The organism is Halomonas sp. GXIMD04776 (assembly GCF_049808615.1).
Lineage (GTDB): Bacteria > Pseudomonadota > Gammaproteobacteria > Pseudomonadales > Halomonadaceae > Modicisalibacter.
This window is the reverse complement of the sequence record NZ_JBNCAN010000024.1, coordinates 45038-69490: the sequence shown is the minus strand read 5'-3', so window position 1 is coordinate 69490 and position 24453 is coordinate 45038. Positions and strand designations below refer to the sequence as shown.

Below are 24453 nucleotides of genomic sequence, written 5' to 3'. Positions count from 1 at the left end.
TCTTGAGGGAATTCGATCTTGTTTTCATGCGTGCAGGCCTATGACCCCTGACCAGATTTCTTCATCTGGTCATCAATCTGTCACCGTCGTGACTTGTTTTATAGAATGACACATTTTTCGCAAGCGACATTAATTAAAAGGTCGTAATCGGGCGGCCAATAGGCCTTGCGCCATCTCGACAAAGCCTTCGCCATGACTGGCCTCGCATAGCCAGCGTGGACCCTGGGTCAGCTTGTCGAGATGCGGAACGATATTGGCGACACCCACACTCAAGGAGATATCTCGAAACAGCGGCTCATCATTGGGCGCATCACCGATGAACAGCACGCGCAGGGGCCAATCCTCGACATCCAGCCCTAGATCTTCCTCGAGCAGACGCCTCGCCATGGCGGCCTTGTCATGGTCGCCGAACCAGGCATTGACATGGATCGAGCTGGCTCGGGCGCTTGCACCGGCTTCTTGAAACAGCGTGATGAGCGTTGCGACCTGTTCGCTACTCAAGGGCCCCACATCCTGGGCATGATCGATGGCCACATCGACCAGACGATAGGGCTGATCCGCGGCGAGCCGAGCCTCGGGTACTTGCTTTAGTGCTTGTTCGGCAATCGCCAGTAATCGTTGCTGCTCCGCCTGTAGTTCATCGAAAGGCCGGATGAAGTATCGTTCGAGCCGGCCGCGCTCATTCAAATGAAAATGAAACGCCCCGCTTTCACCGATGACGGCGCTTACCGGCCAGGCGCGAACGATGTGGTCGCACCAGCCGGCGCAGCCCCCGGTGACGGGGACCACCCGAATCCCTGCGGCCATCAGATCCGCCATGGCACCCAAGGTAGCCGGCGCCAGCTTGCCGTGGCGAGTCAGGGTGTCGTCGACATCGGTAAGCACGACATCGATCCGGGCCAATAATTCGGGGTCAGCGTCGGCGAAGCGATGCATGGTGTTTTTCTCCAGGTTTAGCAAGACTTGAGCTTGGGAAGATGCTTATTGGTCGATTCAGGGACGTCTATACACCCTTGTGTTGATTGAAGTCGTTGGCGTTACTGCTTATTCTCATTCAAGAATGCTGTAAAAGCCCAGCCCGATAATAACCCCAATAAGGGAACAAGGAGCTCTCGCCATGTCGAACCCGACGTTCAACTCGACCCTACTCCGTGACCAAATTCAACATATCCGCCGACTGACATTAGGCACCGCCATTGCCGCACTGCTAGTGCCCGCTGCGAATGTCATGGCCGCCGAAGAGGAATGCCCCAACCGCGGCGCCCTGGCCCCCATGTATTGTGACGCCAACAACGACCTGGTCGCGGATACGCCAAGCGACCCCTCCAAACTGCTCGATCCGGATACGCTGGTCTTTGCCTACACCCCGGTCGAGGACCCGGCGATCTACGCCGATATCTGGGAGCCGTTCATCGAGCACCTGTCCGAGGAGACCGGCAAGGATGTGCGCTTCTTTGCGGTGCAATCGAACTCTGCCGAAATCGAGGCCATGCGCAGCAATCGCATCCATATCGCGGGTTTCTCCACCGGCCCGACGCCCTTCGCCGTCAACCTGGCCGGCGCCGTTCCCTTCGCCATCATGGGGTCCGAAGACGGCAATTTCGGTTACACGTTGCAGGTCTATACCCGCAAGGATAGCGGGATCGATGAGCTGAAGGATCTCGAGGGCAAGCGTGTCGCCCACACCTCGCCCACTTCCAACTCCGGCAACCAGGCGCCGCGAGCACTGTTCCCCAAGGAGGGCATCGTCCCCGGCGAGGACTACGAGGTGGTCTATTCCGGCTCCCACGATCAGTCCATGCTCGGTGTAGTGGCCGGGGACTACGACGCCGCTCCGGTGGCCTCGGAAGTGGTCGATCGCATGGCCGATCGTGGCCTCTATGATCCCGAAGAGGTCAAGATCGTCTTCGAGTCCAAACGCTTTCCGACCACCTCCTACACTTATGCGCACAATCTCAAGCCAGAGCTTGCCGAGAAGATCAAAGACGCCTTCATGAGCTTCGACTTCCAGGGCACAGCGCTAGGTGAAGAATTCACCGGGGTCACGCAGTTCGTGCCCATCAGCTACAAGGAGGATTGGGAGGTCATCCGCGACATTCAGGAAGCGAACGGGATTACCTATACTCGCGAAAATATTGAATAAGGCAATTTCCAATGCTTCGCATTACCCGCCTGGTCAAGCGCTACGGCAATGGCGAACCGGTACTGAAGGATCTCGATCTGGAGGTGCCGGGGGAGTCCGTGGTCTCGATCATCGGCGCCTCCGGCGCCGGCAAGAGCACGCTGCTGCGCTGTATCAACCGTCTGGTCGAGCCGACCTCGGGCAGCATCGTGCTCAACGATCTGGAACTCACCACGCTCAAGCGAGATGGCCTGCGCAAGGCACGCCGGCGCATCGGCATGATTTTCCAGGGTTTCAATCTGGTCGATCGACTCACGGTGATGGAAAACGTGCAGTGCGGACGCCTGGGCTACATTCCCTACTGGCGCGCCGCGCTGCGTCGCTACCCGGCAGAGGACATCGAACGCGCCTTCCAACTCATGGAACGGGTAGGCATTGCTCATTACGCCAACAAGCGCGCCGATGAGCTCTCCGGGGGTGAGCGCCAGCGTGTCGGCGTCGTGCGCGCGCTAATGCAGGATCCGGACATCCTGCTGGCGGACGAACCCACCGCCTCCCTGGATCCGGTCACCTCACGCCAGATCATGGAGTTGCTGCAGCGCCTGGCCGACGAACTGCACTTGCCGGTGTTGATCAATATTCACAACGTCAGCGAAGCCAAGGAGTTCACCCAGCGTATCGTCGGCATGCGCTTCGGACGCATCATCTTCGATGGCGTCCCTGACGATCTGGATCAGGACGCCATGGACTCGGTGTATAGCGGCACGTCAGAAGACAAGGAAGAATCCGCTCATGGTTCGAGTGCCGGCAAGGTGGCGACATGAGCAGCGACATGACGACGGCAACAACCCCACGCCAGTGGCGCAAGGCGCCCTTCATAACCAACCCCTGGCTGCGCTGGGGACTCGTGATCGGTTTTGTGATCTACGCTGCCTGGGCAATCACGACCCTGCCCTTCGACTGGGCACGCATCAGCGAAGGCATGGAGCGTGCCGCGCGTATCTTCGGTGGCGCCTTTCCACCCAACTTCGATCGCGGTGGTCTGCTGCTGAAAGGTTTTCTGGAGAGCCTGCAGATCGCCATTCTCGCCACCCTGCTCGGGCTGGCGCTGAGTGTGCCAATCGCCTTCATGGCCGCACGCAATATCGCCCCTCTCCCGATTTATCTCTTGGGTCGCACCTTGATCATCGTGGCTCGCAGCTTCCACCCGGTCATCGTCGCCATCCTGTTCGTCAAGGCCGTGGGCTTCGGCCCGGTGGCAGGCATCCTGACCCTGACCATCTATTCCATCGGCTTCGTCGCCAAGATGCTCGCAGAGCGCATCGAGGAGATCGACTGGGGCCAGGTAGAGGCCCTGCGCAGCACCGGCACCGGCTCGTTCACCGTGCTGCAGTTTGCCGTGCTGCCGCAGATCATGCCGCGCCAGATTGGCCTGTCGATCTATCAGTTGGACAGCAACCTGCGCGCTTCCGCGGTGGTCGGCATTGTCGGCGCCGGCGGCATCGGTTCGACACTGATGAATGCCTTCGGACGCTACGATTACGATTTCGCGCTGGCGATCACCCTGGTCATCATCGCCGTCATCCTGGTCAGCGAAGCGATCAGCGGGCGCATCCGGAAGAATATCTGGTAAAGAGAAATATCTTATGAAAGAGTCGATTGCGGATCGCGCCTGGTCACGCCATACCCGGCGTCAACGCTGGGGACGCCTGGCCGGCATGCTCCTGATCGCAGGAGCGGCAGCATGGTCCTTGACCACCATCGACATCATCTGGCCTTGGGTGTGGGATGCGCCCAACCAGATCGGCGATCTGTTCCGACGCATGGTGCCACCAGATGTCTCCTCCATCGGCGCCATCACCTGGGCGTTGATCGAGACCTTGAACATCGCCACCATCGCCACGTTCTTCGCCGTGTTCCTGTCGTTGCCGGTGGCCTACATCTCGGCCCAGAACACCACGCCCAACCGGGCGACCCTGTGGCTGGGCCGTTTCATCCTGGTCTCCAGTCGTTCGGTGAATACCTTGATCTGGGCGCTGTTGTTCGTGGCGATCTTCGGCCCCGGGGTGCTCGCCGGCATCGTCGCCATCATGTTCCGCTCCCTGGGATTTCTCGGCAAATTGATCGGCGAGGCCATCGAGGAGATCGACCGGCGCCCGGTCGAGGCGCTGGAGGCTACCGGTGCTTCCCGGGCCAAGGTGATCCTCTATGCCATCGTGCCTCAGGTGGTGCCGACCTTCTTCGCCGTGAGCATTCTGCGCTGGGACATCAACCTGCGTGAATCCACGGTGCTTGGGCTGGTTGGCGCCGGCGGCATCGGGGTGATTCTGCAGGGGGCCATCGACATGCTGGACTGGCGCACCGTGGCCACCATCCTCTTGGCCATCATCGTGCTGGTGATCGCCGGTGAGGCGTTGGCGGCCTGGCTGCGCAAGAAGGTGATTTGATCGCATGACCGGGTGATCCCGACGTCTAGGCGTTGGCGAGCAGCCGTCGATAGAGCGCCACATAGTCCCGTGCCATACGCTCGCGGGTGAAGCGTGCCAGGAAACGCTCCCGCACTACCCTCCGATCCAGAGCACCGATGCTCTCCACCGCCCAGCAGGCCTCTTCCAGGCTCTCCACGATATAGCCACTCACCCCATGTTCGACGATCTCCTCGACGGCACCATTGCGCCAGGCGATGACCGGCGTACCACAGGCCATCGCCTCGATCATCACCAGACCAAAGGGTTCCGGCCAGTCGATCGGAAACAGCAGCGCCTCGGCCTGCCCCAGCAGTACCGACTTTTGGTGGTCATCCACCGGGCCGACATAACGAATATCATCGTTCAATCGCGGCCTGACGCAATTATCGAAGTAGCCGGGATTGCCGACATCGATACCGCCGGCCAACGTCAAGGGCTTGCCAGTGGCACGGGCGATCTCGATGGCTCTGTCCGGGCGCTTTTGATCGGTCATACGACCAACGAAGGCCAGATACCCCTCGCTTTGCGGTACGAAGCGAAACCGCCTGGGATCCAGCCCGTGATGAACGACCCCCGCACGGTTGCTGTCGGGAATTCCTTGCGCCTGGGAGTGGGAAATCGCCGCTACCGGAAGATCGGGAAAGCAAGAAAAGAACCATTGGCGGTCACGCTCATCGACGCGCCAGTGAATCGTCGTCAGACTCCGATTGCGAAGCTTCCCTAATAAAGGCGCATGAAAAAATTCGCCATGGCAATGCAGGATATCGAACTCCCTCATCGATACTCGTAATTTATCCAATAACGCTGCTTCCAGAACCCCGGGAGTGCCGGGCGGCAGCTCGCCTTCGTCGGCTTGCAGGCTGGCGAGACTCGGAAGCGCGGAGACCAGTGTGGCGGACGTCTGGCTATCGCTGGAAGCAAACAAGGTGACATCGTGTCCCAGGGCGACCAGCGCTTCGGTCAAGTCGTGGACGATGCGTTCCGTCCCCCCGTAATGGACCGGAGGAACGGGAAAGATGACTGGAGCGACTTGTGCTATGCGCAATGACATCGTGGTACTCGCCTTGGGATGGGGCGTTTAACGGGGAGCGCAAGGAGATCCCCCGAACATGGAAGTGAGCATATGGTCATATTGCATATCGCGCTACAAGGGTGTTTACGTGGCTCTCGAGTCGAATACGGGCTGACGGCGGATACCGGCGGGCACATCCGCTATCTGCTGGAACTCGTCGAAGCGTCTGCTCGGGACCCCTCCGTGGAACGCATTGATATCGTCACCCGCGCCTTCGTGGGTGGCTATTCACAAGACTATGCCTCCCCCTGCGAAGCCATCGATGACAAGACCCGCATCCTGCGTTTTCGCACTGCCTTTACGGGTTATCTTTCCAAAGAAGCCTTATGGACGGAACTGCCTTCGTTCACCGACGCGCTGGATGGGCATATCCAGTCCCAGGATCGTAAACCGGACATCATTCACGCCCACTACGCCGATGCCGCCGAGGTGGCAGCGATCATCAAGCAGCGGCATGGCATTCCTTTCGTATTCACGGCCCATTCCCTGGGTCGAGTAAAACGCGAAGCCTTCAAGCGCTGCCATACCACTCCCGCCCGGGAAGAACTCGAAGCGCTCGAGCGGCGCATCGCCTTCGAAGAGCGGGCGTTGCAGGAGGCGAACCTGATCATCGCCAGCAGCCGCGACGAAGCGGAAGTGCAGTATGCCGGTTATACCCACTACGACCCGGGGAAGATTCGGGTCATCGCTCCGGGCAGCAACCTCGAGGCATTCCAGGATGCAAGGACATGCGACCGGGTCGATCGCGCGATCGAGCGTTTTCTTGTCGACCCTCAAAAGCCCCCACTTCTGGCCATCGCACGCCCGGTGACCAAGAAGAATCTCGCCACTCTGATCAAGGCCTATGGCGAGTCGCCAGCATTGCAGGAAAAGGCCAACCTGGTACTCATCGCCGGGACCCGCGACGATATCGACAACCTGGAACCCGAGATTGGCAACAACCTTCGAGAGATTCTATACCTGATCGACAAGTACGATCTGTATGGCAAGGTCGCCTATCCCAAGCACCACGAATCCGCGGATGTTCCCGCCATCTATGCCTATGCCCGGCTGCGCCGTGGTATTTTCATCAACCCAGCCTTCAACGAGCCCTTCGGCTTGACCCTCCTTGAGGCCTCTGCCGCAGGGCTGCCCCTGATTGCCACGGAAAGTGGCGGTCCCAACGACATCATCAAGCGGTGCCGAAATGGAATCCTGATCGATCCTCACTCGACCGCCAGCATTCGCGACGCCGCTCTCGAACTCCTCTCCAGCGAGACATGCTGGCAACGTTATGCCAAAGGGGGGGCTCTTGCGGTAAGCGCCTTCGACTGGCAGGCCCACGTGAGTCAGTACCATGAGCTCCTCGACAGGCTTTGCAGCAAGCCGGGCCCTTCTTCCCGGTTCGACAGCTTCCTGATCACCGATATCGACAACACCCTGCTGGGCACTCCAGACTCGGCTTCGACATTCTGCCAGTGGCGCAGCGGACAAGACTCGCTGGGATTCGGTGTGGCGACGGGAAGAAGCCTGCATAGCGCCCTGGCCATTCTCGGCATGGAGGGCACGCCCTACCCGGAGGTCCTGATTACCTCCGTGGGCACCGAGATCTATTTCCTGGCGGATAATGGAACGACCTATCAACGGGACGATTCCTGGTCGAAGGTCATCGCTGAGGGTTGGCGCCATGATGAAATCGCCGACCTACTGGCGAACCTACCCGATGTGAAACCCCAGGGCCCTCTCGAGCAAAGGCGCTTCAAGCTCAGTTACCTGACCAAGGGGCAAACGACGCTGGCCGAACGAATACGCGCCCTGCTGGAAGAGAGAGGCCTGACCTGTACCGTGGTGCATAGCCACGGACGCTACCTGGACATCCTCCCTGCCCGGGCCTCCAAGGGGGCCGCGGTGGAGCATGTTCGGCAACGCTACGGCCTACCCAAGGAGGCGATTTTCGTGGCCGGCGATTCCGGTAACGATGTGGAAATGCTGCGTGCCATGCCCTGCTCGATCATCGTGGCCAATTTCTCCGACAAGCTGGTGAGCGACCCAGGCCTGGCCCATGCCTATCTGGCCAAATCAAGCTATTCCCGGGGCGTGATAGAAGGCGTGACCTATTTCCGTCAGCAGAGGAATGGACGATGACGGTGAGTGTGTTGACGCTGGTGCGGGGGCGGCGGGAACAACTCGTCAACCTCCTGCATGGGCTGGCATCACAGACCCTGCCGCCGGATGAACTGGTGATTGCCTACATGCAACCCCGGCCCCATCAGGGCTTGCCCAAGGTGCCCTTTCCGATATGCACTCGATACGTGGAGGGCGACCCCATGCCTTTGGCACGGGCACGTAATCAAGCTGCGGCCGCCGCCAGATACGAGAAACTAATTTTCCTCGACGTCGACTGCATCCCCTCGCCGACCCTGGTCGAAAGCTACCGGCAAGCACTGGATGACGAAGATGGACTCTATCTCGGAGAAGTGCTTTATCTGCCTGCGGGGAGCATCGACAGCGGCCCACTCGATTACACCCGACTCGACCGCCTGGGCCAGGTACACCCGGCGCGACCGCAGATTCCTGATAGCGGTACCCGGGCGGAGCCCGATCCGGGGAGCCTCTGGGGGCTTTCCTTCGCCCTGAGCCGTGAAAGCTATCACCGTGCGGGGGGAATGGATGAGGCTTATCGGGGCTACGGGGGCGAAGAGACCGATTTCGCCTGGCGTCTCGCCCGGACCGGCCTGCCCTTCTTCTGGGTCGCCAAGGCCCGGGCCTATCACCAGCATCATCGACTTTTTGCACCACCCTACCAGCACTTCAAGCATATCCTGCTCAACGCGCGGCATTTTCATCGCCAGTGGGGACGTTGGTGCATGGAGTACTGGCTGGGCCAGTTTCGCGATGCCGGTCTGATCGACTGGCACGAGAATGCCGCAAGAATCGAGATACTGCGTTACCCGACCCAGGAGGAGATCGCCATGGCCGAATTGCCGCCCACTGCCTTGTATTGTTGATCCTCAGCTTCTTCCCAGAGCGATACTCACTACCGGCTCGGATTTCGCCTCGTTGCTCCAGAGCCGATCGGTGGTCTCTTCAAGCCAGCGCGCGGCCACCTGGTCCGCTTCGGGCGAATAGAGCGTCTGCAGGTTGGCGATATCGATTTTCCTGGCCCGAGCGAACACGGCCTGCCAGGCGCCAATGTCGCCAGGCCAGGTCTCGAGATGGATAGCCGCCTCGAGGCAGGCCAGGCACTGCGCCTTGCGCACCTGCTCACCGAAATAGCGCCACTCCGGCGCGCAGATGTAGGGTCGGCCGATCTTGGCGATTTCATGCACGGTATTGTCGCCGGCGGAGGCCAGCACGATGTCGCTGGCCACCAGGTAATCGGTGACGTTCGACACCCAGCCACGCTCCTCGAGATTGGCGAAATCCGTCTCGTGGCCTTCCCGATGCACCGGACCAATGACGATCATTCGCGACCGGGGCACTGCCCGGGCTGCTACGGTCAACGGCGCATAGGGCGTTCCGGCACCGCCACCCCCGGTAAGCACGAGGATGATTTCCTGATCCTCGGGCAAACCCAGTTTCTTTCGAGCAGCGCGTTTGTCCTTCACTGCATCGTCGCTGGTGCACAACCCGCCGGTATAGCAGGTCTTGGCCCGGGCCCAGTCCGGGTAGTCCTCCTGCTCGAGACGCTCATCGAAGGGCGCCAGCATCCCCACGCAACATTCATAGGCCGCCAAATGCCCGGGGTCGCTACGATCCCCATGCATGCGCACTTTGACCGCCGGGACACTGGCGATACGAGAGAGCAAGACCAGTTCGGCGGAAACATCGCTGACGAACAGTCCCGCATCGCTGTCGTCCAGATGATCCAGGATCAAGCGCATGGTGCGCCGCATCTCCCGCACACCAAGAGGCACGCAATGCATGACGGAAGGGGTCGTCGCGATCTCGAAGAGTTCCGGCGTCGCCACCCCGGCGCCGATCATGTTCGGCAATGCCACCCGTTCGATGTCACGCTCAAAACCATCGAACAGCGACGTATCCGCGGTCATGACCGTGACGGGCCTGTCGGGCGAGAATCGGCGGATGATGGCCATGGCGCGTCGTGCATGGCCCCGCCCCTGATGGTGAATGAAGAAGCTGATACGTTTCTTCATCTTGAAGCCCTCCGTGGCCAGGATATTTCCACCAATCCTTTGGCGTATTCTCAATATAAGAATAGACGAACTATTTTCAAATTATGGGTAACTTCCAACCACGCCTTTTCGTTTGAGTTCAGCCAGGGCCTCATCATCCATTCTCAGTAATGTCTTGAGCACTTCGTCACTATGCTGACCCAGCGTCGGCGGCGGAAGATCCGCATTGAGCGCCTGTCCATCCATGCGAATAGGATTACTCACGAGCGCGACTTCGCCCGACTCGGGATGAGTCATGCTCAACTGCATGCCGCGATGACGTACCTGAGGGTCTTCGAACACCCGATCCAGGGTATTGATCGGCCCACAAGGCACGCCCGCTGCTTCGAGGCTTGCCAACCAATCATCCGTATTCGCGCCCATCAGACAGGCAGCGATCTCCGGCGCCAGCAGCTCGCGATGCTCGACTCGAGAGGCGTTGGTGGCAAAGCGTTCATCGTCGGCCAGATGTGGCCGGCCAAGCACCTGACACAGCCGTCGGAATTGACCGTCGTTGCCCACGGTGATGATCAGATAGCCATCCGCGGTGGGAAACGCCTGATAGGGCACGATATTGGGATGGGCGTTGCCCAGGCGCTTCGGCGGTATACCGCTGGTCAGGTAATTGAGGGCCTGGTTGGCCAATACGCCTACCTGCACGTCGAGCAATGCCAGATCGAGATGACCTCCCTGCCCGGTGCGCTCGCGCTGAAACAGCGCTGCCATGATGGCATTCGCCGCATACATGCCAGTGAAGATATCGGTCAGGGCGACACCGACCTTCATGGGTTCGCTCCCTGGTGCGCCCTCCGGTTGACCGGTCAGGCTCATCAAGCCCCCCATGCCCTGAATCATGAAGTCATACCCGGCTCGGTGCGCATAGGGGCCATCCTGGCCGAAACCGGTGATCGAGCAGTAGATCAGATCCGGCTTGACCGCCTTCAGGCTCTCGTAATCCAGTCCATAGGCCTTGAGGCCACCGACCTTGAAGTTCTCGACCACCACGTCGCACTGGCCGACCAGCTCGCGAATCAGCGCCTGCCCTTCCGGGTCGGCGAGATTCACCGCGACGGAACGTTTGCCGCGATTGGTGCTGAGAAAATAGGCCGACTCCCGGGTACCCGAGAGCCAGGGCGGCCCCCAGGTTCGAGTATCGTCACCGCTGCCCGGACGCTCGATCTTGATCACTTCGGCACCCAGGTCCGCCAGTTGCTGACCGCACCAGGGGCCGGCCAGCACTCGGGAAAGATCCAGGACGCGCACGCCTTCAAGCGGTTTGTTCATCACTGCGTGCCCTTATGCTTAGAAAATATTCGTCACAGGTTGCCGTAAGGGCTGCGGGACGTAGGAGCCCGATTTATCGGGCGAACGGCGCCGTCTCGTCCTTGACGCCTGACGGCGCCTTTCGCGCTGAGGATCTGCGCTCCTACGCCACCCTTTCCGACAGATTTGCTGCATCACACTGATCTGCAATGAGGCTTAGAAAAACGCCTGAATGCCGGTTTGCGCCCGACCCAGAATCAACGCATGAATATCATGGGTGCCTTCATAGGTGTTCACGGTTTCCAGGTTGACCATGTGCCGGATCACGCCGTATTCCTCGGAGATGCCGTTGCCGCCGTGCATGTCCCGCGCTACTCGCGCGATATCCAGCGCCTTGCCGGCATTGTTGCGCTTGATCAGCGAAATCATCTCCGGGGTGCCCTGCTTGGCGTCCAATAGGCGACCGACCTGGAGACAGGCTTGTAGGCCCAGGCTGATCTCGGTCTGCATGTTGGCCAGCTTGAGCTGAACGAGCTGGGTCGCGGCCAGAGGGCGACCAAATTGCTTGCGATCCAGGGTGTATTGACGCGCGGCATGCCAGCAGAATTCAGCAGCTCCCATGGCGCCCCAGGCAATGCCGTACCGCGCCTTGTTGAGGCAACCGAAAGGACCACCCAGGCCGGCGGCTTCGGGCAACAACTTATCCTCGGAGACGAAGGCATCGTCCAACACGATCTCGCCGGTAATCGAGGCGCGCAGGGATATCTTGCCGTGGATGGTCGGGGTGCTGAAGCCCTCGACATCACGATCGACGATAAACCCCTTGATCTTGTCGTCATGGGCGTCGGATTTCGCCCAGACGATGGCCAGGTCAGCGATGGGGCTGTTGGTGATCCACATCTTCTGGCCGGTCAGACGGTAACCGCCGTCGACCTTGCGTGCTCGGGTACGCATGCTGGCCGGATCAGAGCCGGAATCCGGTTCGGTGAGGCCGAAACAGCCCACTAATTCGCCGGTAGCCAACTTGGGCAGATAGTGCTGTTTCTGCTCTTCGCTGCCGTAGGCCTCGATGGGGTGCATCACCAAGGATGACTGCACGCTCATCGCCGAGCGATAGCCGGAATCGACCCGCTCGACCTCTCGTGCGATCAGGCCATAGGCGACATGGCCGATGGCGGAGCCACCGTATTCTTCAGCCACCGTCGCGCCCAGCAGGCCCATTTCACCCATCTCGTTGAGAATCTCGCGATCGAAGCGCTCTTCACGAAAGGCCTCGAGCACCCGTGGTTGCAGCCGCTCCTGACAATAGGCCTGGGCAGCATCCTGGATCTGGCGCTCGTCATCGGTCAGTTGCTGCGACAGCAGCAATGCATCATCCCATTGGAATCCGCTCATCGTTCTCTCCTCATTCTGTTCTGGCTCTACTCGCCGGTCAGCGTCTCGGGCGCGAGACATGCCAAAGAGTGTTCGAAATATTCAACTCCAATTTACACCACTCCCGGGTCTGCGCCCAGCCTTCCCGACATGAATTCGACCCGGCATTCATTTTCCATCGGCAACGCCATGACATATGCTATTTTTTGCATTCTCACATTGCCGCCACGCTCTGTTCATAAGCATAGCGTAGCAGCCCTGCTGGTTCGTCCGCTGCAAATACAACCACAAGGAATGGATACCATGTTCAGAAAGACCCTGCTATCTCTCTCCATCGCCACCATTACCCTTACCGCCCAGGCGCAGACCACGGTGGTCGACAACGCCAACGGCTATGGTTTCGATGCCAATCGCCAGCTCGTCACCTTTTCTACCCTGATTATCGAGGATGGCAAGGTGGTGGCCCGGGGCGGCGAACAATTGGCCGCGGACTATCCCCAAGCCGAGAGCACCCTCGACGCGGAAGGCAAGACACTTCTGCCAGGGCTGATCGATGCCCACGGCCATTTCATGGCGCTGGGTTACAGCTTGCTGGAAGTCGATCTGCGCGATCTCGAATCGGCCCAGAGGAGCGCGGACAAAGTGGCCGAATTTGCCTCACAAAATTCCAATCTCGAGTGGATTCGCGGCGGCGGCTGGAACCAGGTGCTGTGGGAGGAGCAGGAATTTCCCACCGCCAGGACGCTGGATGCGACGATTGCCGAGCGCCCTGTCGTGTTGAGCCGGGTCGACAAGCACGCCATCTGGGTCAACAGCAAGGCCATGGAACTGGCGGGTATCGATAAAGACACCCAAGCGCCGGAAGGTGGCGAGATCCTGCGCGACAACGACGGTAATCCCACCGGCGTGTTCATCGACAATGCTCAGCAATTGATCACCGATCAGATCCCCGAACGCAGCCAACAGGAAATGGCCCAGGCCTTCGATACCGCCGTTGAACATCTTCAGGAAGTCGGCATCACCGGCGTGCATGATGCGGGCGCCAGCGCACGGGAACTCGACCTATATCGGGGGCGGGACGAGGCCGGACAACTCGGTGTACGCCTGTACCCGATGATCGCCTCGAGCGATCCACAATTCGACGCCCTTCTCGACAAGGGCCCCCAGGATGATCCCGAGGATTGGCTCGATATCCGCAGCGTCAAGATTTACGCCGATGGCGCACTGGGCAGTCGCGGGGCCGCCCTGCTCAAGCACTATAGTGATCGCCCTGACTCAAAGGGCCTGATGCTGCAGGACAGGGAATCTCTGCAGACACTGGTCGACAAGTCCAGTCGCAACGGCTTTCAGGCCAATATGCACGCGATCGGCGATCGCGCCAATCGCATCGCCTTGAACATCTACGAGGAAAATCTAAAAAACGACCCGGACGCTCGGAAATTGCGTCACCGCATCGAGCATGCTCAGGTCGTGAACGTCAATGATATTCCACGCTTCTCGGCGCTCGGGGTCATTCCGTCGATGCAGCCGACCCACGCCACCAGCGACAAGAACATGGCGGGCGATCGTCTGGGCCAGGAACGGCTCGCCGGTGCCTACGCCTGGCGCTTCTTCCTCGACAACGGTAGCCGAATCGCTGCGGGTTCCGACTTCCCCGTCGAGCCGGCGGATCCCTTCTATGGCCTGCACGCCGCCGTCACGCGAGAAGACCGCGACAATCAGCCCCAGGGCGGTTGGCTGCCGGGCCAGAAACTTACCGCTACGGAAGCGCTGCGCGCCTTTACCCTGGATGCGGCCTATGCGGCCTATCAGGAAAAGAGTCTGGGCGGGCTGATGCCGGGGCAATGGGCGGATTTCATTCTGGTGGATACCGACATCATTCGCACTGATCCGCGGAACATCTGGCAGACTCAGGTCGCAGAGACCTGGATTGCGGGTGAGCAGGTATATGCAGCAGACAAGGCGGACTGATGGCGCCATCGCCATGACGACATGGTCATATTCCCGACCGGTAAAGCCTGAGATGCGGCGCTCGAGTCAAGGTGATGAGACATGAGCGCCGCGCGCAAGACGATCGTCATGATCCACGGCATGTGGGGTGGCGGCTGGTATTGGGACAACTACCGGCGCTTTTTTGAAGCCAAAGGCTATCAATGCCTGGCGCCGGATTTGCGCTACCACGATATGCCGGCAAATCAAATGCCCTTGGCCAAACTCGGCGCCACAGGCCTGCTCGATTATGCGGCGGATCTTGAAATCGAGATCCGCGCGCTGCCTGAGAAACCGATCCTCTTCGGGCATTCCATGGGTGGGCTGCTCGCGCAGATTCTCGCCAGTCGCGATTGCGCACAAGCGGCGGTCTGCATCACGCCGGCAGCCCCCGCCGGCATTCTCTCGCTGCGCTATTCTGTGCTCAAAAGCTTCTTCGGCATCTTTACCCGTGGGGCATTCTGGAAACACGCTCACCAGCTGGACTACGAGCGCGCCGTCTACGCAATGATGCACAAGCTCCCCGACGCCGAGCGCCGCGCCATCTACAACCGCTGCGGCTGGGAGTCCGGCAGGGTGATGGCCGAGATCGGTCTCTGGCCGCTAGGCTTTAAAGGCGCGCAGGTTGATGCTAGCCGCGTAACCTGCCCGATGCTCATCGTGGCGGGTGCTGAAGATCGCATCACCCCAGCCAGTGTGGTACGCAAGGTCGCGCAGAAATACCAGCCGCGAAGTACTTATATGGAATTCGCCGGGCACGCACACTGGATACTGAAGGAACCGGGCTGGGAAAAACCCGCGGCGCAGATCGCCGCCTGGCTGGAGGCGCAGTAGATCGACTAGCCCTAAAACCCATTGATGAAGATTTTCCCGATGCCGATGCAGGCCTTGCTAATCTGGATGACCCCTACTTGTAATACGGCCCAGGCACTTTCAAAGAATCTGACGGTCGTCACGGCCAACACCAATGAATTCAAGCGAGTTCACGGTCTGCGGGTAGAAAATTGGCTGGCATGCTGAATCCTGAGCGCTCATCTTCCTTTTCTACATCCCCCTCTCGCCACTCACTCTCATCGAAGCACAATTCGAGCTGTCGCACCTTTTGGCTCATATCATCGTAGAGGGCCTGTATCGCCAACGCCCTGAGCTCATCACGCCGGGGCAGGTGTGAAACGAGAATGGAGTAAGCGAGCAGGTAGGTGGTGGCGGGCAGTACCCACATCAACAGATTGGTATGGTCCAGGGACAGACGCAGGCAGGTAAGCGCGATCAGAATGGTCGGCCCGGTAGCGGCGATCCCGTGGGGTAGTCCAAGAAAGCGATTTTCCTTGAATATTTCGCGCTCGTAATCGCGTATTGAAGTGGCAGTCGGTTTCACGGTCGGCGTTCACAGTCGGAAGTGTTGCTGGCAGAATCCATGGCAAGGCCGAGCTCATCAAACCGTCTGTCATCGAGCGCGTGGTGCCAGTTCCATTCTCCAGTCCTATCTATTGCATCGACCGATTACGATAAAGCTTTATATGGAACGTTAGTTAAAGGCAAATATTACTTTTAATATGAAATTCGATCTCATTAACGCTGACGTCAATATCCGGAATTTGATCTTCATCCTGATAAATCGCCATGGCCATGAGACTCTCCCTTGGAATCGAGCAGGATGGTCGACAAAGCCAGTGCTTGTTCCAGCAGCTGGGCGATATGAATCGCCTGGCGGCCGCTGCCGTCTTGAATCTGGTGTCGACAGCTGGTGCCATCCGCGACCAGCACGGAGTCATTCTCCGCTTCACGGATTGCCGGCAGCAGTGACAGCTCGGCCATCTGCATCGAGGCATCAAAGTGCTCGACTTCATAGCCGAAGCTGCCCGCCATGCCGCAGCAGGAGGATTCGATGGTCTTGACTTCGAGGTCGGGAATCCAGGCCAGCACCTGCTCGATGGGCCGTACCGCATCGAAGGCCTTTTGATGACAATGGCCATGCAGCAACGCACGTCTGTGTTCTAACGGCTTGAATTTGAGAGGCAACTCATCCGCTTCCCGAGCCTTGACCAGAAACTCCTCGAATAGATAAGCGGACTCTGCGAGTGCTTGAGCCTCCTCGCCGAAACCGTATTGCAGGAACTCGTCCCGCAGCGTCAACAGGCAAGAGGGTTCGAGCCCGACGATCGCCACACCGCGTTCCACGAAAGGCATCAAGGCATCCAGGGTGCGGCGGGCCTCGGCTTTGGCCTTTTCAAACTGCCCCGAGGATAGATAGGTGCGACCGCAGCACAGCGGCCGCTCGCCTTTTCGCACGTTGAGATGCACTCGATAACCGGCCGCTTCCAATACCCGCTTGGCGGCACGCGGATTGTCGACTTCCATGTAGTTGTTGAAGGTATCAACGAACAGCAGCACCTCGCGAGACGCTAGCGACTGGATATCCTGAGCCTCGCGCAGAAAATCACCTTCAAAGACCGGTAACGAGCGCTGCGGCGCCAGCTTCAATGTGTGCTTGATGCGTCGCGATAGCCAAGGCCGGCCTTCCAGGGTATTGACCATGCCTCTGAAACGGCTGGCCCAGGGCGCATAGCGCGGCAGTTCGCCCACCATGCGATCTCGAAGCGACAACCCCTTGGTCTTGGCGCGGGCCGCTCGGGCCTCGATCTTGAACTTGGCCATATCGACACCGGTCGGACACTCTCGCTTGCACCCCTTGCAAGAGACGCACAGGTCCAGCGCCTCCTTGATCTCATCACCGGCCAGGCCTTTCTCACCCAACTGGCCGGACAGCACCAGACGCAGGGTGTTGGCGCGTCCACGCGTCAGATGCTGCTCGTTTTGGGTAATCCGGTAGCTCGGGCACATGGTCCCCGCATCGAACTTGCGGCAGTGGCCGTTGTTGTTGCACATCTCTACGGCCATCGCCAAGCCGTGGGTAGGATCACCGGCGCTGCCCGGGGCGCTCTGCTCGCCGGTCAACGGATCACGTTTGACGTTCCAGGTCGACCAGTCGAACACCGGCACAACCGGGATCGACTCGTAGTGCTTGGGAAAGCGGAAGTAGCGATGATCATCCATTTTCGGGGTATCGACGATCTTGCCCGGATTGAGGCGGTTTTCGGGATCGAACAGCCGCTTGACTTCGTGAAAGGCCTCGTTGACGACCTCGCCGAACTGCCAGGCCACCCATTCACCGCGACATAGGCCGTCGCCATGTTCCCCGGAATAGGCGCCCTTGTATGCGCGTACCAGCGCGGAGGCCTGTTCGGCGATCTCACGCATCTTCTCGGCGCCGCCCCGACGCATGTCGAGAATTGGCCGAACGTGCAGCGTGCCCACGCTGGCGTGGGCGTACCAGGTGCCCTCGGTGCCATGTTTGTGAAAGACCTGGGTCAGCTTGTCGGTGTACTCGGCAAGATGCTCCAGGGGCACCGCGCAATCCTCGATGAAGGAGACCGGCTTGCCGTCCCCCTTCATGCTCATCATGATGTTGAGCCCTGCCTTGCGCACGTTCCACAGGGCTTTTTGTGCTGAGGCCTCCGGCATCTCCACTACGCTGCCGGGCAGCCCCAGGTCGGCCATGAGTTCGCCGAGCCGGTGCAATGACTTCAACTGGGTCTCGTGATCTTCTCCGGAAAACTCCACCAGCAGCACGGCCTGAGGCTTGCCGATCAGCGCCTTCTCGATCACCGGTCGGAAGGCCGGATTTTCAAGCGACAGTTCGATCATGGTGCGATCGACCAGTTCAACTGCGCTCGGGTCGAGGGTGACGATGTGCTGGGTGAAGTCCATCGCCTGGTAGAAGGTCGGGAAATTCACCACCCCCAACACCTTGTATTCGGGCAGAGGCGAAAGCCTGAGCGTGATGCGCCGACTCACGCCCAGGGTGCCTTCGGAACCGACCAGCAGATGGGCCAGGTTTGTACGCCCCTGGGAATCATAGGGTTTGGGATTCTGGCAGTCGAACAGATCCAGGTTATAGCCCCCGACCCGGCGCAGTACCTTGGGGAAATGGTCGCGTATTTCCGGTGCGACGCCTTCGGCGATGGCACGTACTGCATCGGCCAACTCCCGGACTCGCCCCATCTCGGGAAGTTCGTCGACGAAACCGAAATGGCCTTCACTACCATCGGCCAGCACCGCATCCACCCCCAGCACGTTGTGCACCATATTGCCGTAGCGAATCGAACGCGAACCGCAGGAGTTGTTGCCGGCCATGCCGCCGAGGGTGCACTGCGCGCTGGTGGAGACATCCACCGGGTACCAGAGGCCATGAGGCTTGAGCCAGGCGTTGAGATGGTCGAGCACGATACCCGGCTCGACGACAACAGTGCGCGCCTCAGGGTCGAAGGCCACCACCTGGTTCAGCCAGCGCGAGGTGTCGATCACCAGCGCCTCGCCCACCGTCTGACCGCACTGACTGGTACCCGCCCCACGAGCCAGTATCGGCGCGCCGACATCCCGGGCGATATCCAGGGTCAGAGTAAGATCGCTCTGGTCACGCGGGATCACCACACCCACTGGCGTAATCTGATAGATCGACGCATCCGTCGAATAGCGTCCTCGGGAGGCGTCATCGAACAATACCTCACCCGCGATCTCACGCTTCAGGCGGGTCGCCAGATCGCCGCCCTCTCTAGCAGCGCTCATTTTCAAGCCTCCTGCCGAGATGGGCGCCGGGGGCAAGGCGAAGCGAGGGTCTTTTGCCATGGCCGGAAAGAGCTCCATGCAATTCCGGCATTTCCACCATCCATGGCGGGCAGATGGCAAAAGTAGCGCCCAGGGATGGGTTCACAGCGCCCTCGCGAAGGCTTGCCGACGGAAAAGCCCATCCTGCCCACCGAGGCTGTGAAAGAAAGTTTTTGATCACTTGGCCTCCTCAAGGGTGTGATGGGCAAAGTAATCCAGTGCCGCCGTCACACCGCTGGCCTTGAGTTCGACGCCGGCCAACTTCATGCCCGCTTCACAGCCCCCCAAGGTGGCGATCAGAGTGAGATCGTTGCAGTCGCCGAGATGACCGATGCGGAACATGCGCCCCTTGGCCTTGCCGAGACCCGCGCCCAAGGACAAATCGAAGCGCTCGTAGATGATCTTGCGCACCGCGTCGGCATCGACCCCCTCGGGCATCACCACGCCGGTCAATACCGGCGAGTAGACCGACGAATCCAGACACTGAATCTCGAGCCCCCAGGCCGCCACGGCGGTGCGCACCCCCGCCGCCCAGCGCTGATGACGAGCCAGCACATGCTCCAGCCCCTCTTCCAACAGCATGTCGAGGGACTCGTTGAGGCCATAGAGCAGATTAGTGCTCGGCGTATAAGGCCAATAGCCGTTCTTGTTGATTTCGAGAATCTCGTCCCAAGCCCAGAAACTCTTGGGTAATCGTGCCGTCTTGCTGGCAGCGATCGCCTTGTCGGACACGGCGTTGAAGCTGATTCCCGGCGGCAGCATCAGCCCCTTCTGAGAGCCCGAAATGGTCACATCCACGCCCCACTCATCGTGACGATAATCCGCACTCGCCAGCCCGGAAATGGTATCGACCAGCAACAAGGCCGGATGCCCCGCTGCGTCGATGGCGCGACGCACTGCGGCGATGTCGCTGGTCACCCCGGTGGACGTCTCGTTGTGTACCACGCAGACCGCCTTGATCCGATGATCGCTGTCTTCCTTGAGTCGCGTTTCGATCATGTCGGCCTGCACCCCCTGCCGCCAACCTTCATAGCCGGGCAGGCCGAGAAACTCTGGTTCCAGTCCCAGACGTTGCGCCATCTTTTGCCACAGCGTGGCGAAGTGACCAGTCTCGAACATCAGTACCTGATCGCCGGGCGACAGGGTATTGATGAGCGCGGCCTCCCAGGCGCCGGTGCCCGAGGCCGGGTAGATGATGACCGGGTTTCGGGTCTTGAAGACCTGCTTGATCTTGCCAAGTATCTCGCGCCCCAGGGCACCGAACTCCGGTCCGCGATGGTCGATGGTGGGTAGACTGATGGCCCGCAGGATACGATCCGGTACCGGTGACGGACCGGGGATCTGCAGAAAATGACGGCCAGCGGGATGAAAGTCGAGATTCAACATGACGAAAACTCCATGCTCGATTTTGTATTTTTGATAATGAATTCAATTAACGCCATAAAAAAACTATTTGATGTGTCCCGCAGCGCGGAGGTCCTCGATATCGTCAGATGAAAGTCCAAGTTGCGACAAGACCTCATTGGTATGCTGGGCAAACAGCGGCGCGGGACTGCGAATCTGTGATGGCGTGCGCGAGAACTTGCTGGGAAAGCCGATGGTCTTCATCCGCCCGATCACCGGGTGATCCATCTCCTGCACCATGCCGCGGGCCAGGTAATGCTCATCCCGCATGGCCTGATCGAAGTCGTTGATTGGTCCCGCTGGCACCCCAGCCTTGTCGCAGCGCTCGAGCCAGAAATCGGCGTCCTGCTCGACGAGTATCGCTTCGAGTAGCGCCTCGAGCGCCTCGACATGCTGCCCCCGATCGAAGTTGGTCAAAAAGCGCTCATCCGCCATCAAGTCCTCGCGCCCCAGCACGTCGCGGCAAAAGCGCTCCCAGGTACGCTGATTGGCGCAGCCCAGCATGATGTAGCCATCCCGGACCTTGACCGCCTGATACGGCGCCGAGACACGATGACGCCAGCCGGTCGCCTCCGGCACCTTGCCCTCGGCGAAGTAGGCCGCCGCTTCCCAGGTGAACCAGGGCAAGCCGCACTCCGTGATGGCGATATCGACATGTTGCCCTTCGCCGCTGTTCATCTTGTGAATGTAGGCGGCGAGGATGGAGTAGACCGCCGTGATGCCGGCGCCGATATCATAGACCGCGATGCCGGTCTTCAGCGGGCGACCGCCCTTCTCACCGGTCATGGACATCAGCCCGGTCATGCCCTGGGCGACCAGATCGAAGCCGCCCTTATGGCTATAAGGACCGGTCTGACCATAGCCGGAAATCGAGCAATAAATGATGCCGGGATTGATCCCTTTGATGGTGTCGTAGTCGATGGCCAGCGACTTGGTCACCCCGGGTCGATAATTCTCGACGATCACATCGGCTTCTTCGGCCAGGCGGTAGAAGAGCTCGCGACCGCGCTGCTCCTTGAGATTGAGCGAGATGCTCTTCTTGTTGCGATTGATCTGAGAAAAGCAGGTCGACTCGTCGTTGACATAGGGCCCCATCTGGCGACTGTCGTCGCCCCCATTGACTTTCTCGACCTTGATCACCTCGGCGCCCATGTCGGCCAGCACCATGGTGCAGTAAGGCCCGGCCATGATCTGGGAGGCATCCAGCACTTTCATATTCTGTAGAGGTAGCATGGCGCTTCTCCCTGATTGTTGTTTTATGAATACCTAACGCCCTATCCAGTCAAAAGGCACCTTGTTGACGAACTTATTGACTGCCGACTTGAAGTCGTCGCTCATGTAACAGGTGGAGACCCAATCATCGCCGGCTTCCAGGGCAACGCGTCGCTGCGCCTGCACACGCCCGATCAGCGCCTTGCTCGCCTGCAGGGTCAGCGGAGCGAATTGGGCGAACTCCTCGGCCAGAGACGTCACTTCATCGACGATCACGTCCGATGCAAAGACAGCGTTCACGAGCCCGGCCTGTTGGGCCTCATCGGCATCGAGCAAGTGGGCACGCATCAACACCTCCTTGGTGCGGGCAATACCCACCATATCGATCAGCCGCGATACGTTGGTGATCGACAGGGTATTACCCAGCGTCTTGGCGATGGGGACACCGAACTTCAGCGACGGCGTGCAATAGCGGAAGTCGCAAACCATCGCCAGGGCCGCCCCCCCGCCCACACAAACGCCCTCGATCAGAGCGATGGTCGGTTTGTTCAGCGTCTCCAGCTTGTCGACCACCCGCTCGATGCGTCGCTCGTAGTCCAGCGCATCCTGAGGCGTTGAAAAATGCGCGAACTGGGTGATGTCGGTACCCGCGACAAAGGCCTCGCCCCCCACGCCGTACAGCACCACCGCGCGCACGTCGTCATCCGTGCTCAGGCGATCGCAGTGCGCTTCCAGGGCGTCATACATCTCCCAGGTCATGGCATTGCGACTCTTCGGGCGGTTGAAACCGATCCAGGCCACTCCGCCACGCTGCTCGTAGATCACACTCTCGTTCATGAATTTCTCCATGGCTCTAGGCGCTGCTTACCCATACACGAAGTTGACCAGGGCTAGTGCAAAGGCCGGCACATAGGTATTGATCATCAAGATCAGGAACAGCACCCCGATGAACCACAGATTGACGCGGGTCGTGGCCCAGATATCCGAACGGGCGATCGAGCAGGAGGCAATCAATACGCTGGCCACCGGCGGTGTCTGCTGACCGATGGCCAGGTTCAGCGTCACGATCAGGCCGAAATGCAGCGGATCGATGCCCACCGCCGTCACCAGGGGCAACACGATGGGTACGACCAGGATGATGGCCGCGGCGGAGTGCAAAAAGATACCGAGGATCAGGAAGATCACGTTGAGCAGCGCCAGGATGACGTACTTGTTATCCGTCAAATCACTGATGGAGTTGGCCATCTGCTGGGGAATCTGGGTCTCGGTGAGATACAGCCCCACCACCGCGGAGCTGGCTACCAGCAACATGACCACCGCCGTCTGGATGCCCGCATCGATGCAGGCCTTGTAGAAGATCTTCAGCGTGAACTCACGATAGACCACGGCGCTGATGAAGATCGCCACTACCACCGCCAGTGCGGCCCCCTCGGTTGCGGTGACGATGCCGCCGAAGATGCCCCCCAGGATGATGACGGGGATCAGCAACGCCCAGATCGCGCCCTTGAAGGCCTCCCAGAGTTGCTTGGCCTGAAACTTTCCTTCGGAGGGAAAATCGTGCTTGTGGGCCAGGTAATAGCACATCGCGGCCAGCCCCATGGCGCCCAGCAGCCCCGGGAAGATACCGGCGATGAACATCTTGACCACGGACTCGCCGGACATCACGGCATAAAGAATCATGGGAATCGAAGGCGGTAGAATGATGGCCAGGCTCGCCGCCGATGAGGAGATGGCCGCCGAGAATTCCTTGGAATAGCCCTTCTTGCGCATCGCCGGAATCAGGATGCTGCCGATGGCCGAGACGCCGGCCACCGCCGAGCCGGAGATCTCGGCAAAGAAGATCGAGGCGCCGATGGTGACCATGGACAGGCCACCCTTGATGAACCCCACCATCGCCATGGCCAGATCGATCAAACGCCGAGAGATACTCGAGGCGTTCATGATGGCGCCGGCCAGAATGAATAGCGGTATCGCGATCAGCGGAAATTTGGTCGCCCCGTCGAACATCACCATGCCCACATTGGGCAGGGCAAAGGTGCCGAAACTGACGATAGTCGCCAAGGCGCCGACGATGCCAAGCGCCACGGCCACCGGCACGTTGATGAGGATCAGCAGTATCAGCCCCACGAACATCGATAGAATGATCATTGTTTGTCGGGGCTGATGCCCGCCTCCTCGAGTTCGTGATCGATGAAGCCCGCGCCTCGAGCGCTTGCGATCACTTCCGGCAAGCGCAACAACTGAGCGATGATGAACAGCGCAGACCCGATGGGGATGACAGACTGAGTAAGCTGCAACGAGATGCTGGTCAGGCTCACCAGGGTCGATCCCTCCAGAATCGCCACTACCTGATAGCCGGTGTAGGCGAGCAGCACGAAGAAGGCGATGGTGATCGCTTCCGCCAGCAGGGCCACCGGTAGACGAATGCTGGGAGGTGCCATGTTGATGATGCTCGGACAGGTGATGTGCGCACCCTTGGCCGCGGCCAGTGCCGCGCCATAATAGGTCAGCCAGGCAAGCCCCACTGAGGCTACCTCGTCGTACCAACTGAAGGGAGAACCCAGTAGACGTGACATGAAGCCGACGATCACGACCCCGGACAGCGCCACCACATTCAGGAAGACGATGAATTCCAGCAGCTTCTGATAAGCCGCCTTGATATTGCTCAAGGACACGATAGCCATCTCCAGAGAAGAAACGAGAAAGGGTCGTCTCACCGAATCATCA

20 protein-coding genes are annotated in these 24453 nt (G+C 59.8%); 8 read left to right on the top strand and 12 right to left on the bottom strand.

Going from position 1 to position 24453, the window contains the following annotated elements; all coding sequences use genetic code 11:
• Window positions 1–129: 129 nt before the first annotated feature.
• Complete coding sequence (locus ACPF7Z_RS15715; RefSeq protein ID WP_425194199.1) at window positions 130–936, bottom strand: HAD-IIB family hydrolase; 807 nt, start codon at window positions 934–936, stop codon at window positions 130–132.
• 292 nt (window positions 937–1228) lie between these two features.
• On the opposite strand from ACPF7Z_RS15715, the gene phnD reads away from it, so the two are divergent.
• The 4 genes from phnD to phnE (ACPF7Z_RS15695) are packed head-to-tail and all read left to right on the top strand — an operon-like array spanning window position 1229 to window position 4569.
• Entirely contained in the window at window positions 1229–2143 is a 915-nt protein-coding gene (phnD, locus tag ACPF7Z_RS15710) for a phosphate/phosphite/phosphonate ABC transporter substrate-binding protein (protein ID WP_425194208.1), read from the top strand.
• A gap of 11 nt (window positions 2144–2154) precedes the next feature.
• Window positions 2155–2946 (top strand): phosphonate ABC transporter ATP-binding protein, encoded by a 792-nt coding sequence (gene phnC, locus ACPF7Z_RS15705; protein WP_425194198.1) that lies wholly within the window; start codon window positions 2155–2157, stop codon window positions 2944–2946.
• A gap of 8 nt (window positions 2947–2954) precedes the next feature.
• Window positions 2955–3755, top strand: coding sequence for a phosphonate ABC transporter, permease protein PhnE (gene phnE, locus ACPF7Z_RS15700; RefSeq protein ID WP_425194197.1), 801 nt, complete (start codon window positions 2955–2957; stop codon window positions 3753–3755).
• A 13-nt stretch (window positions 3756–3768) separates the two neighbouring features.
• Window positions 3769–4569, top strand: coding sequence for a phosphonate ABC transporter, permease protein PhnE (gene phnE / locus ACPF7Z_RS15695; protein WP_425194196.1), 801 nt, complete (start codon window positions 3769–3771; stop codon window positions 4567–4569).
• A gap of 25 nt (window positions 4570–4594) precedes the next feature.
• Here the strand turns inward: phnE (ACPF7Z_RS15695) and ACPF7Z_RS15690 are convergent, their stop codons facing one another.
• The gene (locus tag ACPF7Z_RS15690) at window positions 4595–5641 is read right to left on the bottom strand and encodes a glycosyltransferase family 4 protein (RefSeq protein ID WP_425194195.1); all 1047 of its coding nucleotides are present in this window, start codon (window positions 5639–5641) and stop codon (window positions 4595–4597) included.
• A 72-nt stretch (window positions 5642–5713) separates the two neighbouring features.
• Here ACPF7Z_RS15690 and ACPF7Z_RS15685 point away from each other — a divergent pair, with 72 nt between their 5' ends.
• Together ACPF7Z_RS15685 and ACPF7Z_RS15680 are read left to right on the top strand one after the other, a co-directional pair.
• Window positions 5714–7786 (top strand): HAD-IIB family hydrolase, encoded by a 2073-nt coding sequence (locus ACPF7Z_RS15685; RefSeq protein ID WP_425194194.1) that lies wholly within the window; start codon window positions 5714–5716, stop codon window positions 7784–7786.
• Window positions 7783–8649 carry a glycosyltransferase family 2 protein gene (locus ACPF7Z_RS15680; protein WP_425194193.1) on the top strand — a complete coding sequence of 289 codons (867 nt, stop codon included), beginning with the start codon at window positions 7783–7785 and terminating at the stop codon, window positions 8647–8649. Before ACPF7Z_RS15685 ends, ACPF7Z_RS15680 begins: the two co-directional genes overlap by 4 nt.
• A gap of 3 nt (window positions 8650–8652) precedes the next feature.
• Here ACPF7Z_RS15680 and ACPF7Z_RS15675 read toward each other — a convergent pair whose 3' ends face one another.
• The 3 genes from ACPF7Z_RS15675 to ACPF7Z_RS15665 all read right to left on the bottom strand — a co-directional run bounded on the left by ACPF7Z_RS15675 (window position 8653) and on the right by ACPF7Z_RS15665 (window position 12474).
• Window positions 8653–9798, bottom strand: coding sequence for a glycosyl transferase (locus tag ACPF7Z_RS15675; RefSeq protein ID WP_425194192.1), 1146 nt, complete (start codon window positions 9796–9798; stop codon window positions 8653–8655).
• Between the two features lie 81 nt (window positions 9799–9879).
• A complete protein-coding gene (locus tag ACPF7Z_RS15670) occupies window positions 9880–11100 on the bottom strand; it encodes a CaiB/BaiF CoA transferase family protein (RefSeq protein ID WP_425194191.1) in 1221 nt (406 codons plus the stop codon).
• Window positions 11101–11295: 195 nt separating this feature from the next.
• Window positions 11296–12474 carry an acyl-CoA dehydrogenase gene (locus ACPF7Z_RS15665; protein WP_425194190.1) on the bottom strand — a complete coding sequence of 393 codons (1179 nt, stop codon included), beginning with the start codon at window positions 12472–12474 and terminating at the stop codon, window positions 11296–11298.
• 282 nt (window positions 12475–12756) lie between these two features.
• Between ACPF7Z_RS15665 and ACPF7Z_RS15660 the strand changes: the two genes are divergently transcribed.
• Both ACPF7Z_RS15660 and ACPF7Z_RS15655 read left to right on the top strand, forming a co-directional pair.
• Entirely contained in the window at window positions 12757–14424 is a 1668-nt protein-coding gene (locus tag ACPF7Z_RS15660) for an amidohydrolase (RefSeq protein WP_425194189.1), read from the top strand.
• 81 nt (window positions 14425–14505) lie between these two features.
• On the top strand, window positions 14506–15276 hold the full coding sequence (locus ACPF7Z_RS15655; RefSeq protein WP_425194188.1) for an alpha/beta hydrolase: 771 nt from the start codon (window positions 14506–14508) through the stop codon (window positions 15274–15276).
• A gap of 139 nt (window positions 15277–15415) precedes the next feature.
• Here the strand turns inward: ACPF7Z_RS15655 and ACPF7Z_RS15650 are convergent, their stop codons facing one another.
• The 7 genes from ACPF7Z_RS15650 to ACPF7Z_RS15620 form a co-directional block, all read right to left on the bottom strand.
• The gene (locus tag ACPF7Z_RS15650) at window positions 15416–15820 is read right to left on the bottom strand and encodes a hypothetical protein (protein WP_425194187.1); all 405 of its coding nucleotides are present in this window, start codon (window positions 15818–15820) and stop codon (window positions 15416–15418) included.
• A gap of 227 nt (window positions 15821–16047) precedes the next feature.
• Window positions 16048–19071 (bottom strand): FAD-binding and (Fe-S)-binding domain-containing protein, encoded by a 3024-nt coding sequence (locus ACPF7Z_RS15645; protein ID WP_425194186.1) that lies wholly within the window; start codon window positions 19069–19071, stop codon window positions 16048–16050.
• A 216-nt stretch (window positions 19072–19287) separates the two neighbouring features.
• Window positions 19288–20496 (bottom strand): pyridoxal-phosphate-dependent aminotransferase family protein, encoded by a 1209-nt coding sequence (locus ACPF7Z_RS15640; protein WP_425194185.1) that lies wholly within the window; start codon window positions 20494–20496, stop codon window positions 19288–19290.
• 63 nt (window positions 20497–20559) lie between these two features.
• Entirely contained in the window at window positions 20560–21747 is a 1188-nt protein-coding gene (locus ACPF7Z_RS15635; protein WP_425194184.1) for a CaiB/BaiF CoA transferase family protein, read from the bottom strand.
• Between the two features lie 33 nt (window positions 21748–21780).
• Window positions 21781–22563, bottom strand: a complete 783-nt coding sequence (locus ACPF7Z_RS15630; RefSeq protein ID WP_425194183.1) for an enoyl-CoA hydratase/isomerase family protein — start codon at window positions 22561–22563, stop codon at window positions 21781–21783.
• A gap of 27 nt (window positions 22564–22590) precedes the next feature.
• Window positions 22591–23874: a TRAP transporter large permease gene (locus ACPF7Z_RS15625; RefSeq protein WP_425194182.1), complete on the bottom strand. Its 1284-nt coding sequence runs from the start codon at window positions 23872–23874 to the stop codon at window positions 22591–22593.
• Window positions 23871–24410 (bottom strand): TRAP transporter small permease, encoded by a 540-nt coding sequence (locus ACPF7Z_RS15620; protein WP_425194207.1) that lies wholly within the window; start codon window positions 24408–24410, stop codon window positions 23871–23873. The genes ACPF7Z_RS15625 and ACPF7Z_RS15620 overlap by 4 nt, the downstream gene beginning before the upstream one ends.
• Window positions 24411–24453: the final 43 nt, after the last annotated feature.

Coding starts and splice junctions, on each gene's coding strand:
- ACPF7Z_RS15715 (WP_425194199.1), bottom strand. CDS start 936: ATGCATCGCTTCGCCGACGCTGACCCCGAATTATTGGCCCGGATCGAT.
- phnD (WP_425194208.1), top strand. CDS start 1,229: ATGGCCGCCGAAGAGGAATGCCCCAACCGCGGCGCCCTGGCCCCCATG.
- phnC (WP_425194198.1), top strand. CDS start 2,155: ATGCTTCGCATTACCCGCCTGGTCAAGCGCTACGGCAATGGCGAACCG.
- phnE (WP_425194197.1), top strand. CDS start 2,955: ATGACGACGGCAACAACCCCACGCCAGTGGCGCAAGGCGCCCTTCATA.
- phnE (WP_425194196.1), top strand. CDS start 3,769: ATGAAAGAGTCGATTGCGGATCGCGCCTGGTCACGCCATACCCGGCGT.
- ACPF7Z_RS15690 (WP_425194195.1), bottom strand. CDS start 5,641: ATGTCATTGCGCATAGCACAAGTCGCTCCAGTCATCTTTCCCGTTCCT.
- ACPF7Z_RS15685 (WP_425194194.1), top strand. CDS start 5,714: ATGGTCATATTGCATATCGCGCTACAAGGGTGTTTACGTGGCTCTCGA.
- ACPF7Z_RS15680 (WP_425194193.1), top strand. CDS start 7,783: ATGACGGTGAGTGTGTTGACGCTGGTGCGGGGGCGGCGGGAACAACTC.
- ACPF7Z_RS15675 (WP_425194192.1), bottom strand. CDS start 9,798: ATGAAGAAACGTATCAGCTTCTTCATTCACCATCAGGGGCGGGGCCAT.
- ACPF7Z_RS15670 (WP_425194191.1), bottom strand. CDS start 11,100: ATGAACAAACCGCTTGAAGGCGTGCGCGTCCTGGATCTTTCCCGAGTG.
- ACPF7Z_RS15665 (WP_425194190.1), bottom strand. CDS start 12,474: ATGAGCGGATTCCAATGGGATGATGCATTGCTGCTGTCGCAGCAACTG.
- ACPF7Z_RS15660 (WP_425194189.1), top strand. CDS start 12,757: ATGTTCAGAAAGACCCTGCTATCTCTCTCCATCGCCACCATTACCCTT.
- ACPF7Z_RS15655 (WP_425194188.1), top strand. CDS start 14,506: ATGAGCGCCGCGCGCAAGACGATCGTCATGATCCACGGCATGTGGGGT.
- ACPF7Z_RS15645 (WP_425194186.1), bottom strand. CDS start 19,071: ATGAGCGCTGCTAGAGAGGGCGGCGATCTGGCGACCCGCCTGAAGCGT.
- ACPF7Z_RS15640 (WP_425194185.1), bottom strand. CDS start 20,496: ATGTTGAATCTCGACTTTCATCCCGCTGGCCGTCATTTTCTGCAGATC.
- ACPF7Z_RS15635 (WP_425194184.1), bottom strand. CDS start 21,747: ATGCTACCTCTACAGAATATGAAAGTGCTGGATGCCTCCCAGATCATG.
- ACPF7Z_RS15630 (WP_425194183.1), bottom strand. CDS start 22,563: ATGAACGAGAGTGTGATCTACGAGCAGCGTGGCGGAGTGGCCTGGATC.
- ACPF7Z_RS15625 (WP_425194182.1), bottom strand. CDS start 23,874: ATGATCATTCTATCGATGTTCGTGGGGCTGATACTGCTGATCCTCATC.
- ACPF7Z_RS15620 (WP_425194207.1), bottom strand. CDS start 24,410: ATGGCTATCGTGTCCTTGAGCAATATCAAGGCGGCTTATCAGAAGCTG.